Genomic DNA, 12,261 nt, shown 5'->3' with positions numbered 1-12,261 from the left:
TGAGCGTCAGCGGGCGGGGTGGACCAACCGCTGCGCCGCGCGGCGTACCTGCTCCCGGGTGATCTCGTCCGCGTCCGGTCGGTCGCCGGCCGCCCGGCGCAGCTCGACGGGGGCCGTCAGCCAGGACGTGGCCAGGGCGATCAGCGCCGCCAGCAGGTGGTGCGGCGACCACTCCGGATCGGCCAGCCCGGCCCGTTGGGCGTCCCGCACGACCTCGACCTTGCGGCGGTAGCCGGCCACCCGCTCCGCCGAGACCCCCTCGGTCCGCTCCCGGTCGTGCAACCACGCCCACGCCGCGATGCGTTGCAGCTCCGGCCGGGCGGCGAAGGTGTCGTGCAGGCGCACCGTGTAGTCCACCAGGTCGGTGGTGATCGGCACGACCCGGGACAGCTCCTCGAGTCCGACCCGCATCACGGTGTCGAAGAGGGCGTCCTTGTCACCGAACCAGGCGTAGATCCGTTCCTTGCTCGCCCGGGCCTCCTGCGCGATCCGGTTGATCCGGGCGCCGTCCACGCCGTGCCGGGTGAACTCGGCCATCGCCGCCTCGAGCACCCGCTGTCGCGTCTCCAGTCCGCGTGCCTGCGTCGCTCGAGTGGTCATCGCGTCACGGTAACGCAGGCCACCGGGCCGCTCGGCTACCCGGCGGCCAGGGCGTCGGCCACCCGCAGCGTCGCCGCGCGCAGCCGGTCGGGCCCGAGGTCGTCCAGGATCGCCCGGATGTGCTCGGCGGCGAGCGTGGCGAGCAGGCAGTGGGCGTCGGCCGCCGGATCGGGACGGCCCGCGAGGAGCAGGGTCACGTGCCGGTGCCAGAACCGGTACGCCCCGATCCGGTAGCGGGCGCCGGGTGCGGCGGTCTCCGAGACCCGGACCAGGTCGAGGTGGTCGAGAAGATGGTCCAGGTACGCCTCGACGAAGGCCGCCAGCCGGTCCCGTGCCGACGGCGGCGGCCCGGCGGCCGGGCCCGGTCCGAGCGGTGCGGGGCCGAAGAGGATGGCCTCCTGCAGGGCCCGTTCCTGGGTGTCGAGCAGGGCCGTGGCCAGCCCCGACCGGTCCCCGAAGCGCCGGAACAGGGTGCCCTTGCCCACCCCGGCGGCGGCGGCCACGGCCTCCATCGAGACGGCCTCGACCCCGTGCTCGCGAAAGAGCGCCGCGGCGGCGTCCAGCACGGCGGCCCGGTTGCGGGCCGCGTCCGCCCGCTCGCGCGGCGGTGTCGTACGCAACTCGACGAGTTCCACCGGGGGAGTGGCGTAAGCGGACTGCGGTCCGCTATCGTTCTGAGGCATAACCGGACTGTAGTCCTTTTATCTGGAGGCTGTCATGACCGCTCGCATCAGCCGCGACGAGTTGCGTACCGCCATCGACGCCGGGACCGTCACGGTCGTCGACGCGCTCGGCGGCGAGTACCACGCCCGGCAGCACCTGCCCGGCGCCATCCCGCTGGTCGAGGCCGAGGTGGCCGAGCGGGCCGCCGAGCTGCTGCCGGACCGGGACGCGACCATCGTCACGTACTGCTCCAACCCGGCCTGCCCGAACAGCGGCCGGGTCGCCGACCGGCTCACCGCCCTCGGCTACACCGACGTGCGCAAGTACGCCGAGGGGATCGAGGACTGGGTGGCCGCCGGCCTGCCCACCGAGTCCGGCACGCTCACCCGCTGAACCCGGCCGGGGAGGTCGTGGGACGCGACCTCCCCGGCCGGTCGGCGGGTCAGTTGTCGCCGCGCCGGGCGCCGATAGGATCGCCCGGAATCCCGGTGCCGCCCGGCTGGGTTCCACTCGGGACGGACGGCCCACCCGTTCCGTTCTGCCCGAAGGGAGCACCCGTGATCCGGGTCGCCCAGGTCGCCGCCGTCCTCGCCGGGGTCCTGCACGTGTTGTTCTTCGTCATGGAGAGCGTCCTGTTCAGCCGGCCGGCGGTGCACGGTCGCTTCCTGGTCGCCGCCCAGGACGTCGACCGCGTCCGTCGGTGGGCCTTCAATCAGGGCTTCTACAACCTCTTCCTGGCGGTGGGGCTCTTCGCCGGGCTGCTGCTGGGCATCCGGTCCGACGCCGGCCGGGCGCTGGTGGTGCTCACCTGCGGCAGTATGGTGGGCGCGGCGCTCGTGCTGGTCGGGACCGACCGTCGGATGGCCCGAGCGGCACTGATCCAGGGCGGGCCCCCGCTGGTGGCCCTCGTCGCGACCCTCCTCTAGCGGGCCGGGCGGCTCAGGTGACCCGCGAGGGCTCGCCGGGCATCCGTTCCCACGCCCGCCGGGCCGCGATGTCGCGCAGCCGGTCCATCGCGTCCCACACGTCGACGAACCGGGTGTACAGCGGCGCCGGGCCGAGCCGGAGCCGGTCCGGGGTGCGGTAGTCGCCGACCACCCGGCCCTCCGTGGCGAGCGCCCGCGAGATGCGCAGCGCCTCGGGGTGGTGCAGCGTGACGTGGCTGCCGCGCCGCCGCGGGTCGCGGGGGGAGGCCAGCCGGAATCCGTACGGGGTCAGCCAGGCGTCGGCCAACTCGACGAGCAGTTCGCCCAGCCGGGTCCCCTTGCGCCGGACCCGGTCGATGCCGGCCTCGGCGAGGATGTCCAGGGCCGGGTCGAGCGCGGCCAGCGACAGGATCGGCGGGGTGCCCACCAGGAACCGGTCCAACCCCGGCGCGGGGTCGTACGCGGCCGACATGAGGAACTGGTCCCGCTGGCCGAACCAGCCCTGGATGGGCTGGCGGAGCCGGTCCTGCGCCTCCCGCCGGACGTAGAGGAACGCGGGCGCGCCGGGACCGGCGTTGAGGTACTTGTAGGTGCAGCCGACGGCCAGGTCGGTGCCGGTGCCGGTCAGGTCCACCGGGACGGCCCCGGCGGCGTGCGACAGGTCCCAGAGCACCACCGCGCCGACCGCCCGGGCGGCGGCGTTGACCGCGCCCATGTCCAGCAGCGCACCGGATCGGTAGGACACCGTCGACAGCAGCACGAGCGCCACGCGGTGGTCGAGGGCGTTCCGCAGCCGGTCGAGACGGAGTCCGTCGTCGAGGTCCGACGGCAGGGCCCGCACGGTCAATCCGCGGGCGGCGGCGAGGCCCTGCACGACGTACCGGTCGGTGGGGAAGTCCTCGGCGTCGACGAGGACGGTGCGCCGGTCGGCCGGTGCGGCGTCCAGCGCGGCGGCGGCCAGCTTGTAGAGGTTGACCGAGGTGGAGTCGGAGACCACCACCTCCCCGGGGCGGGCGCCGAGCGCGTGCCGGGCGAGGCGGTCGCCGAGGCGGCGGCCCCACTCGATCCAGGTCGGCCAGGACCGCACGAGTTGCTCGCCCCAGCCGTGCCTGACGAGCCGATCGAGGTGGGCGGGGGTGGCTGCCGGGAGCCGGCCCAACGAGTTGCCGTCGAGGTAGATGAGGTCGTCGTCGGCGATCACGAAGCGGTCCCGCAGGTGCGCCAGCTGATCGTCGGCGTCCAGCTCCTTCGCCACGTACCGCGGGTGGTCGTCGGTCATCGGCGGCCTCCTTCCGCCTCCGGTCTACCCCGCCGGTGGCCGCGCGCCGGTGACCGGTCGGTTCCCCCGACCGGGCACCCGCCCGCCGTCGTCACCGGCCGCCGACAGCGGGTGTCCGGGGGCGAGCGGGCCCGGCGCTACCGGTGCGGGCGCGGGCCGCGGCGTCGGGGTGCCCGGTCGGGTACCCCGACCGGCGAGGGTGGCCGGCTCGGTCGGGCCGCACCGGCGGGGCTCGCGGCCGGGTCGCCCCGACGTCAGGCTGGCGGGCGCGCCGTCGACCGGACCCGGCGTCGACGTCCGGAGGGAGTGGCCATGGAGGTGCCGATGCGCCCGGTGCGGTACGCCTCGATCGCGGGGACCGGTGGTTACCTCCCCGAACGGGTGGTCGGCAACGAGGAGGTGTGCGCCGGGATCGACTCGACCGACGAGTGGATCGTCCGCCGGTCGGGCATCCGCCGCCGGCGCTTCGCCGGGCCGCAGGAGAGCCTGGCGGTGATGGGGCACGCGGCGGGCACCAAGGCGCTCGCGGCGGCGGGGATCCCGGTGGAGCAGGTCGACTGCGTCGTCGCCACGACGATGAGCCACCTGCGGCAGGCCCCGGCGTTGGCCACCCGGATCGCCCACCTGCTCGGCTCCGGGGCGCAGCAGGCGGCCGGCTTCGACGTCAACGCCGGCTGCGCCGGTTTCTGTTACGCCCTCGGCGTGGCCCGGGACCTGGTGGGTGCCGGCTCCGCCGAGCACGTGCTGGTGGTGGGGGTCGAGCGGATGACCGACATCGTCGACCCGCACGACCGGGGCTCGGCGTTCCTCTTCGGCGACGGTGCGGGGGCGGTGGTGGTGGGACCCTCCGACACCCCCGGCATCGCCCCGGTGGTCTGGGGTTCCGACAGCGGCCACGGCGACGCCATCGCGCAGCCCCACGGGTGGTCGCGGCTGCGGGACGATCCCGGCGTGGGCTATCCGTACCTGCGGATGCAGGGCCCGACGGTGTTCCGCTGGGCGGTGACCCGGATGCGGGAGGTGGCGCTCGCGGCGCTGGCGGCGGCGCACGTGGAGGTCGGCGACCTGGCCGCCTTCGTGCCGCACCAGGCGAACGAGCGGATCACCGACGCGCTGGTGCAGTCGCTGGAACTGCCCCCGGGCGTGCTGGTCGCGCGGGACGTGGCGGAGCTGGGCAACACCGCGGCGGCGTCGGTGCCGTTGGCGCTGGACCGGTTGGTGAGCCGGTCCCCGGAGGCGGGCGGCGGGCTGGCGCTGCTGCTCGGGTTCGGCGCGGGCCTGCTCTACGCCGCCCAGGTGGTCCGTCTCCCCTGAGGGGTGCCGGCGTCCGGCCGCACCCGACGGTGCGGCGTCGTCGGTGCCGCTGGTCGACCGTTCCCCGAGCATGGAAAGGTGGGTCCACCGGCCGGTCGAATATTTGCATCGTCAATATTCGGCACCGGTTACATCGACTCCGGACCGCGTTCGGTCACCCGTTGTGCCAGTGCCGTGGTTTAACAGTTGGTAAACACGTCCGGGCGTCGCCCCGACGGTCGAATGGAATGGTTCCAGATTCGGGGGACAAAGCCGCGTCCAGGTGTCGGAGGACACTCGGAGTCAGCTTATTGTCGCACAATTTGCAACGTTAGAAAAGGGGGGTGCTCCGGACCGGCTCGGCCCGTCCACGGGCTCTCGGGCGGTCACACGGCGCCGCGGTACGTCGACGGGGGCGTCAGTCCCGGCCACGTCGGCCACGGCGAGGGCGCGCCGGTGAGGAAGGCGCTCACCACCGCCAGGAAGCGGTCCGGACGCTCCGCGTACGTCTGGTGGCCGCAGTCGTCGAAGTAGACCAGGCCGCTGCCCGGGATGCTGCGCCGGTACTCCGTCGCGATCGACCAGGGTAGATAGTCGCAGCCGCCCTTGATGATCAACGCCGGGACCCGCACCCGGGCGAGCGCGGGACGGATGTCGGCGGCCGGGCGGGTGCTGTTCAGCGGCACCTGGTTGGCATAGAAGCCCGGCCGCTCGGGCGCCGCCGGGACCGGGTTGCCGGGGCAGACCAGGCCGGGTGCGGACTGCCGGTACATCGTCGCGAACCGGCTGTCCATCTCGTCGTCGCCGGAGAGCGCGTGCGCTGCCCGCGGGTCGGCCTTGACCAGGCTGTAGGTCAGCATCGCCCGGGGTCGCAGGGCGGTGGCCAGCACGCCGAGCTGGTGCCGCAGGTCCAGCCGGCCCACCATGCCGGTGCCGGTCACGTCGCCCACCTCGGGCACCAGCCGCCCGGGCGAGGAGAAGACCACCCGGGACACGTGCTCGGGATGCCGGGCCAGGTAGGTGGCAGCGACGGTCGCGCCGTACGAGTGGCCGACCAGGGCCAGCCTCGGCGCGCCGATCCGCAGCCGGACCTGCTCCAGGTCGGCCACGTCCCGTTCCAGGGAGTAGCCGGTGGGATCGGCCAGGCGGCTGGAACGGCCGGCTCCCACCTGGTCGTAGAGCCACACGTCGCGGCCGGTGTCGGCGAGCCGGCCCAGGATCGGCGCGTCGTGGTCCATGTCGGCCACCCCGGGCCCGCCGTGCAGGAAGACCACCGGGTCGCCCGGGGCGCCGGAGCGGCCCGGCACGTGCAGCACGGCGAGCCGGACGCCGTCCGGCAGCGTCCAGAACCGGGTGCCGACCGGCGGTGGCGTGTCCCGTGGGGTGCCGGGGGTGAGCGCCGTCCACGCCGCGGGCAGCAGCACCAGGGCGGCCGCGGCGGCACCGCCGATCACCCTCGCCCGGGCCGCCGCCTCCGGACGCAGGTGCCGGGTCAGCAGCCAGGCGGCGAGAACCGTCACCGCCGCGTAACCGAGCAGGCCGGCGGTGAGGAAGGCGGCCGGGCGGGTGGTGAGCCGCGCCGTCCCGAACAGCGCCGACCATCCCACCGCGATGCCGACGATGAGAGATGCTAATGCGCCGCCTATACGCACAACGGTCATTACGGCCTGCCCTTTGGTCGAATTGGCTGACGCGACGCGGGGTTCAACGGCGAGGTTACCGGGCAAAGGACGTTCTGCAAGCCGCCACCCTCATCCGGCGGTCGTCCGGTCCACTCATCGTAGTGATTGTTCTTTTGTGGTGCGGACGGCGTCGGACCGTTAACATTCGCAGAAATGATCGACCCGGACGGATATCTCCAGTGGGCCGTCCGGTCGACCCGGACGATCATGTCCGCTCTCGGAGGGCGTCAGGCTGCCACGGCCGTAACCGGCCGGGCCGCCGCACGCCCCGGTGCGCGAGAGGCCCCACGGGGCCGGGGGAGGAGAAGGATGCACGAAGTGAGCGAGGCGCCACCGCAGTCCGCCGGACTGGCGGTCCTGGTGGCGATCGACAACGAGCTGACCCGGTGCGGGCTCAGCCAGATGCTCGGCGACCTGCCGATGGTCACCGCGGTCCAGCCGGGAGACGATCCACACGTCACCGCGCGGCTGCTGGAGAGCGGGGCGTACCAGATTTTGATCATTTCGGCGGACGGCCCGCCGGGCGGCGCGGACGCGCTGCTCGCCGCGGCCGCCCGCGGCGGCACGTCGTCGCTGTTCCTGCTGCGTCAGGCGGAGGACGCCCTGCTGCCCGAGGTCGCCGCCCTGTCGGTGGACGGGTTCCTGCTCGAACCCGGCCTGACCCGGACGATCCTGGCCGACAGCCTGCACAAGCTGCGACACGGCGAGATGCCCATCCCGGGCTCGCTGGCGCGGCGCATTCTCGACGAGCTGCGCACCGCTGGCAAGCCCCGCTCGGACCCGCCTTTCATGCTCACGCCCCGGGAGCGGCAGGCCCTTAAGCTGCTGGCCGAAGGACTCAGCAACAAGCAGATCGCCCGGCGGCTCGGCATCTCCGAGCACGGCGCGAAGCGGCACGTCGGCAACGTCCTGGCCAAGCTGAACTGTCCGAACCGGACGGTGGCGGTGACGGTCGCCCTCAACCACGGCCTGCTGACCGAGGAACGGACGGCCCCACCCGACCCCGCCGTGGTCAACCTTCGTCGTCGCATCACGTCCGTGCCGGAGCACCAGCAGTGGGGCAAGGGAGGGAGAGCATGATGACCGGCACAGTGTGGCTGGACGGGTCGTTGGTCGACTGGGACGACGCGCGGGTGCACGTCAGCGCCCACGGCCTGCACTACGGGATCGGCTTCTTCGAGGGCGTCCGCTGCCACGGCACCCCGCAGGGACCGGCGATCTTCCGGTTGACCGACCACCTGCGGCGGCTGGCCCGCTCCGCGGCCACCTATCTGGTGAAACTGCCCTACAGCGGGGAGGACCTCGCCGAGGCGTGCCGCGCCGTGGTGCGCGCCAACGAGCTGACCGAGGCGTACCTGCGGCCGATCGTCTTCCTGGGCGCGGGGGAGAGCCCGCTGACCGCGCCGTACCAGGTGGCGGTGCTCGCCTCCGCCGACGGGCCGCTCGCCGGCGGCGCCAAGCAGGACGGCGTGCAGGCCAAGGTGGCCAGCTTCCAGCGGATGCCGTCCCAGGTGCTGCCGCCCGCGGCCAAGGCCACCGGCCAGTACCTCAACTCGTACCTCGCCCAGATGGAGGCGCTGACCAGCGGCTTCGACGAGGCGATCATGCTCAACACCGAGGGACAGGTCACCGACGGGTGGGCGCACAACCTCTTCGTCGTCCGGGACGGTGAGCTGCGTACCCCGCACCTGGCCTCGGGCGCCCTGGAGGGCGTGGTCCGTGACACCGTGCTCACCCTCGCCCGGGAGGCCGGCGTGCCGGCCCGCGCCGACGTGCTGGTGCGCACCGACCTCTACCACGCCGACGAGTGCTTCCTCACCGGCACCGCGGCCGGGATCGTGCCCGTCCTCGGCGTGGACCGCCGGCCGGTCGGCGGCGGCAAGGTCGGCCCGCTGACCCAGCAGCTCGCCACCGCGTACGCCGATCTCACCAGCGGTCGGAACACGGCGCACGCCGCCTGGCGGGAGCTGGTGGGATGAGCCCCCTGACGGCCGCGATCGAGCCGGACCACCGGGCCCGCGTCCGGGCGGCGATCGCCGGCATCGACCCGGACCGGCGGCGCGGCTGGACGGCCGACGGGCACCTGCCCCGCGACGTGCTCACCACCCTGGCCGCGCACGGGGTCTTCCGCGACCGGTGGGCCCCGGGGGCGACCGGCGGCCTGCCCCGGCTGGTCGCGATGGCCGAGGAACTCAGCGAGTTCGACAGCGGCCTCGCCCTGGCCGCGATGGGACACAGCGAGGTCTTCATCGGCGCGCTGCGCTGGCTCGCCGCCGACGACGCGCAGCGGACGCTGCTCGACGACGCGCTCGACGGGCGGGCGATCGGCTGCTTCGGGGCCACCGAGCCGCAGGGCGGCTCCGACCTGGCGGGCCTGCGCAGCACCGCCACCCCGCACCCCCGCGGGTGGCGCCTGGTCGGACGCAAGCGGTACGTGTCGAACCTGGGCGGCGCCACCCACCTGCTCGCCGTGGCCCGGGTGGCCGGCAGCGGCGCCCGCGACCTGGCCCTCTTCCTCGTCCCGCTGGACGCCCCCGGCGTCCGGATCGAGGGCTTCTTCGGCACCGCCGGCCTGCGCTCCTGCGACGTCGGCGAGGTCGGCATGGACACCCTGCTGGGCCCGGAGGCGCTGCTCGGCGCCCCCGGCATGGGCCTGGCCTACGCCAGCCGGCTGCTCCAGTTCGAACGACTGTCCATCTGCGCCCAACTGCTCACCGCCGGCCGGCGGGCGCTCGGCCTGGCCGCCGCGTACGCCCGGCGGCGGGTGATCGGCGACGGCCCGCTGCTGGAGAAGCAGGCCGTACGGCACCGGCTGGCGCTCGCCCACGCACGCCTCGGCGTGGCGGCGTCGGCCCTGCGCGACACGGTCACCCGCGCCACCGCGGGCGAGGGGTTCGCGCACGAGGTCGCCGCGCTCAAACTGGTCGTCTGCGACACCGTCGAGCGGGTCACCGACGACTGCCTCCAGGTCTTCGGCGCGCGCGGCTACACCACCAACTTCCCGCTTGAAGGCTGGTGGCGGGACGTGCGCCTGGCGCGGATCGGCGGCGGCGCCGACGAGGTGCTGACCGAGCTGGTCGCCAGCCGGCTGACCCGGGCCGACGCCCGCTTCGACGGCGAACTGGACCGGCTGCTCGACGCTGACGTGCCCCACCCGTGAGACGCGGGGTGGGGCACGCGCCGGCGTGCCCCACCCCGCCGCTTCAGGCCAACGTGGTGAGGACGCGACGCGGCGGCAGTTCCGCGCCGAGGACCGCGTCGCGCAGCACCGACCGGCGGGGCTTGCCGGAGGTGGTGCGGGGGATCGCCCCCTGCTGCACCACCAGGACCGGCGCCGGTCGGGTGCCGAGCGCCTCGGTCACCGACCGCCGTGCCGCCCGGGCCAGCTCGGGCGCCACCTCGCGGGCGCGCGGCGACACCTCCAGCACCAGCCCGAACCGCTCACCGGCCTCGCCGCGGTGCTTGAAGGCCGCGCAGCCCAGCAGGGCCGGCCCGGCGGTGCCCAGGGCCACCGCCTCGACGTCCTCGGCGAAGACGTTGTGCCCGGAGACGGAGGCGACGTCCGCCCGCCGGCCGATGACGTACAACTCCCCGTCGTGGACGAAGGCGGCGTCGTCGGTGTCGAACGGGCCCGGCGCACGCTCCTGGAAACCGTCGGCGGTCCAGTAGCCCTCGAAGAGCCAGTCGGAGTCGAGCAGCAGACTTCCCGGCCGCTCACCGGGCGCGACCGTGTACCGGTTACCGGGCAGCGGCGGGCCGAGGGAGACGTGCCCGTCCGGCCCGTGCACCGGCCCCCGGCCCAGCGGGGTGCAGGACACCCCCACGGTGCCCTCGGCCAACCCGTACGCCGGCATGATCGCCTCCCACGGGAAACCGAGCGGCCCGGCCACCCGGTGGAAGTCGAGCAGGTCCGGCCAGATCACCCGCTCGGCGGCGTTGAGGCAGGCGCGCATCCCCGACAGGTCCAGCCCGTCCGGGTACGGGACCCGGGCGGCCAGCCGGAAACCGAAGTTGGGTGCGCCGCTGACCGTGGCGCGCTCCCGCGCCAGCATCGTCAACCAGCGGGACGGGTCCAGCACGAACGACGTCGGGTCGGCGTGCGTCTGGGTGGTCCGGGCGTAGAGCGCCGAGCCGAAGAAGCACACGAAACCGAGGTCGTGGTAGAGCGGCAGCCAGGTCGCCACCGTGTCCCGCGCCGGGTCCAGGTCGAAGCAGCGGCTGATCATCTTGAGGTGCCCGGCGAAGACGTCGCCGCGTACCGCCACGCCCTTCGGGGAGCCGAGGCTGCCCGAGGTGAACTGCACCAGGGCGGTGCGCGGCACGGTCGGTTCCGGGTCGGCGACGCGGTCCTCGCCCTGCAGGGCGGCGATCGGCACCGCCCGCATCCGGCCGGTCGACGGCACCGCGTCGGCCGTGTCGGTGAGGTGCAGCCGGCAGTCCATCGCGTCGAGCACCGCGCCGAACCGGGCCGCGTGCTCCTCCCGGCCCCGGCGCGGCGGCGGGGGGAGCGAGACCAGGGTGCCGCCGGCGGCCCAGACGGCCAACGCGGCGGTCACCGTCGGCAGGTCGTTGGCCAGGGTGACCGCCACCGGGTCACCGGGGCGCAGGCCGGCCGCCCGCAACCGGTGCGCGCCGAAGGCGATCCGCCGGGCCAGCACGTCGTAACGGGCCGTGTCGCGGGTGCCGTCGCCGGCCACGAAGGTGATCGTCGTCGACGACCCGTACGGGCGGACGATCTCCTCGAGTGACAGGCCCGGCGCGGTGGCGTAGCTGTCCGGCCAGGTGACGGCGGCGGAGGGGGGAAGATCGAGCTGGGTCACGGGCTCGCCAATCGTCGTCGGGGCTGGGGTGGGACCGGCCGCCGTGGTGGTCGCGCCGGCACCCGGGCGGCGGCTCACCGGTCGGTGGCCGCCACCTCGGTCTCCAGTTCGGCCACGGCCAGCACGTCCGCCCGCTCGGCGCGCTCGATGATGTCGTTGACCTGCCGGTCCCGGCGGGCCCGCTCCCGCAGCGCCTCCTCGATGTACGACACGTGCCACGCCTCGTCGCGGATGATCGCCCGCAACGGGCGGCGTACCGCGTGCGGCAGGTCCGTCTGGTCGACGTGCAGCTCGTACTCGGCCAGGCCCCGCTTCTCCGAGACCAGGGTCAGCGCCAGCATGTCGGTGAGCGTCTTCGGGATGCCGAAGTGCGCCGACAGCCGCGCCTGGTACGGCTGCGCCACCTCCGCCACCTCACCGCCGAAGTCCTCGATGGCCCGGGTCCACAGCCATGCGTGCACCGCCTCGTCCCGCAGGTGGCGGGAGAGGTCGCTGCGCAGCTGGGCGGTGTCGGCCAACCGGGCCATCCGCATGATGGCCCCGGCGCCGTGCACCTCCGCCGCCCGGTACTGGTTGAGGATCCAGACCGGGTCCTCGGGGTCGATGTGCCGGCCGCTGACGCCGATCACCGGGCAACCTCCTCGGTGCTCAGCGCGCGACCGATGTCGCCGATCGTGCGCAGCTCGGACAGGTCGGACAGCGGCAGCTGGGTGCCGGTCTCGCTGTGCAGTGCGGCGAGCAGTTCGGAGGCGTCCAGGGAGTCGAATCCCAGGTCGTCCACCAGATTGGTGCCGGGTTCCAGCGCCCGGGGGTCCACCCCGCGGCCCCGGGCCACCAGCCGGGTGACCAGCTCCATCGCCTGTTGTTCGTCCATCCCACGCTCCCACCGGTTGCCACGAGCGGATCCGTCGTCCGGCCCACCTCGGACGGTGGGCCGCATCCCGGACGCTAGGCCCGCCGTCGGGAACCCGGACCCCCGGAAGAGGGACCCACTTCGC

The 12,261-nt window shown here is 74.2% G+C and carries 13 protein-coding genes; 6 read left to right on the top strand and 7 right to left on the bottom strand.

Annotated elements, in window-relative coordinates; translation table 11 throughout:
* Positions 1-6 precede the first annotated feature (6 nt).
* Both ABUL08_RS09185 and ABUL08_RS09180 read right to left on the bottom strand, forming a co-directional pair.
* Positions 7-600: a TetR family transcriptional regulator gene (locus ABUL08_RS09185; protein ID WP_350936451.1), complete on the bottom strand. Its 594-nt coding sequence runs from the start codon at positions 598-600 to the stop codon at positions 7-9.
* A 35-nt stretch (positions 601-635) separates the two neighbouring features.
* A complete protein-coding gene (locus ABUL08_RS09180; RefSeq protein ID WP_350936449.1) occupies positions 636-1,283 on the bottom strand; it encodes a TetR family transcriptional regulator in 648 nt (215 codons plus the stop codon).
* A gap of 34 nt (positions 1,284-1,317) precedes the next feature.
* On the opposite strand from ABUL08_RS09180, the gene ABUL08_RS09175 reads away from it, so the two are divergent.
* Together ABUL08_RS09175 and ABUL08_RS09170 are read left to right on the top strand one after the other, a co-directional pair.
* A complete protein-coding gene (locus ABUL08_RS09175; protein WP_350936447.1) occupies positions 1,318-1,656 on the top strand; it encodes a rhodanese-like domain-containing protein in 339 nt (112 codons plus the stop codon).
* 164 nt (positions 1,657-1,820) lie between these two features.
* Entirely contained in the window at positions 1,821-2,189 is a 369-nt protein-coding gene (locus ABUL08_RS09170; RefSeq protein ID WP_350936444.1) for a DUF1304 domain-containing protein, read from the top strand.
* A gap of 13 nt (positions 2,190-2,202) precedes the next feature.
* On the opposite strand, the gene kynU is transcribed toward ABUL08_RS09170, so the two are convergent.
* Entirely contained in the window at positions 2,203-3,468 is a 1,266-nt protein-coding gene (gene kynU, locus ABUL08_RS09165) for a kynureninase (protein WP_350936443.1), read from the bottom strand.
* Between the two features lie 312 nt (positions 3,469-3,780).
* Here kynU and ABUL08_RS09160 point away from each other — a divergent pair, with 312 nt between their 5' ends.
* Entirely contained in the window at positions 3,781-4,782 is a 1,002-nt protein-coding gene (locus tag ABUL08_RS09160) for a beta-ketoacyl-ACP synthase 3 (protein WP_350936441.1), read from the top strand.
* A gap of 365 nt (positions 4,783-5,147) precedes the next feature.
* Here ABUL08_RS09160 and ABUL08_RS09155 read toward each other — a convergent pair whose 3' ends face one another.
* The gene (locus tag ABUL08_RS09155) at positions 5,148-6,422 is read right to left on the bottom strand and encodes an alpha/beta fold hydrolase (protein WP_350936438.1); all 1,275 of its coding nucleotides are present in this window, start codon (positions 6,420-6,422) and stop codon (positions 5,148-5,150) included.
* Between the two features lie 339 nt (positions 6,423-6,761).
* Between ABUL08_RS09155 and ABUL08_RS09150 the strand changes: the two genes are divergently transcribed.
* From ABUL08_RS09150 to ABUL08_RS09140, 3 genes are read left to right on the top strand one after another with little or no spacing between them, the layout of a single operon-like run.
* The gene (locus ABUL08_RS09150; protein ID WP_350936437.1) at positions 6,762-7,523 is read left to right on the top strand and encodes a helix-turn-helix transcriptional regulator; all 762 of its coding nucleotides are present in this window, start codon (positions 6,762-6,764) and stop codon (positions 7,521-7,523) included.
* Positions 7,523-8,422, top strand: coding sequence for a branched-chain amino acid transaminase (locus ABUL08_RS09145; protein WP_350936435.1), 900 nt, complete (start codon positions 7,523-7,525; stop codon positions 8,420-8,422). The genes ABUL08_RS09150 and ABUL08_RS09145 overlap by 1 nt, the downstream gene beginning before the upstream one ends.
* Positions 8,419-9,603, top strand: coding sequence for an acyl-CoA dehydrogenase family protein (locus tag ABUL08_RS09140; protein ID WP_350936433.1), 1,185 nt, complete (start codon positions 8,419-8,421; stop codon positions 9,601-9,603). Before ABUL08_RS09145 ends, ABUL08_RS09140 begins: the two co-directional genes overlap by 4 nt.
* Before the next feature lie 43 nt (positions 9,604-9,646).
* Here ABUL08_RS09140 and ABUL08_RS09135 read toward each other — a convergent pair whose 3' ends face one another.
* The 3 genes from ABUL08_RS09135 to ABUL08_RS09125 form a co-directional block, all read right to left on the bottom strand.
* Complete coding sequence (locus ABUL08_RS09135) at positions 9,647-11,263, bottom strand: AMP-binding protein (RefSeq protein WP_350936430.1); 1,617 nt, start codon at positions 11,261-11,263, stop codon at positions 9,647-9,649.
* A 74-nt stretch (positions 11,264-11,337) separates the two neighbouring features.
* Positions 11,338-11,892 carry a ferritin-like domain-containing protein gene (locus ABUL08_RS09130; protein WP_350936428.1) on the bottom strand — a complete coding sequence of 185 codons (555 nt, stop codon included), beginning with the start codon at positions 11,890-11,892 and terminating at the stop codon, positions 11,338-11,340.
* Positions 11,889-12,137, bottom strand: coding sequence for an acyl carrier protein (locus ABUL08_RS09125; protein WP_242800265.1), 249 nt, complete (start codon positions 12,135-12,137; stop codon positions 11,889-11,891). Before ABUL08_RS09125 ends, ABUL08_RS09130 begins: the two co-directional genes overlap by 4 nt.
* Between the last annotated feature and the right edge of the window lie 124 nt (positions 12,138-12,261).

Source organism: Micromonospora sp. CCTCC AA 2012012, assembly GCF_040499845.1.
GTDB classification, from domain to species: Bacteria; Actinomycetota; Actinomycetes; order Mycobacteriales; family Micromonosporaceae; genus Micromonospora; species Micromonospora mangrovi.
Note: the sequence above shows the minus strand (reverse complement) of the source record. Positions and strands in the feature narration are given on the sequence as shown.

What these genes read in the sequence shown, in the direction of transcription:
- ABUL08_RS09145 (WP_350936435.1), top strand. Translation starts at nt 7,523, where the DNA reads ATGACCGGCACAGTGTGGCTGGACGGGTCGTTGGTCGACTGGGACGAC.
- ABUL08_RS09180 (WP_350936449.1), bottom strand. Translation starts at nt 1,283, where the DNA reads ATGCCTCAGAACGATAGCGGACCGCAGTCCGCTTACGCCACTCCCCCG.
- ABUL08_RS09185 (WP_350936451.1), bottom strand. Translation starts at nt 600, where the DNA reads ATGACCACTCGAGCGACGCAGGCACGCGGACTGGAGACGCGACAGCGG.
- kynU (WP_350936443.1), bottom strand. Translation starts at nt 3,468, where the DNA reads ATGACCGACGACCACCCGCGGTACGTGGCGAAGGAGCTGGACGCCGAC.
- ABUL08_RS09125 (WP_242800265.1), bottom strand. Translation starts at nt 12,137, where the DNA reads ATGGACGAACAACAGGCGATGGAGCTGGTCACCCGGCTGGTGGCCCGG.
- ABUL08_RS09160 (WP_350936441.1), top strand. Translation starts at nt 3,781, where the DNA reads ATGGAGGTGCCGATGCGCCCGGTGCGGTACGCCTCGATCGCGGGGACC.
- ABUL08_RS09175 (WP_350936447.1), top strand. Translation starts at nt 1,318, where the DNA reads ATGACCGCTCGCATCAGCCGCGACGAGTTGCGTACCGCCATCGACGCC.
- ABUL08_RS09140 (WP_350936433.1), top strand. Translation starts at nt 8,419, where the DNA reads ATGAGCCCCCTGACGGCCGCGATCGAGCCGGACCACCGGGCCCGCGTC.
- ABUL08_RS09155 (WP_350936438.1), bottom strand. Translation starts at nt 6,422, where the DNA reads ATGACCGTTGTGCGTATAGGCGGCGCATTAGCATCTCTCATCGTCGGC.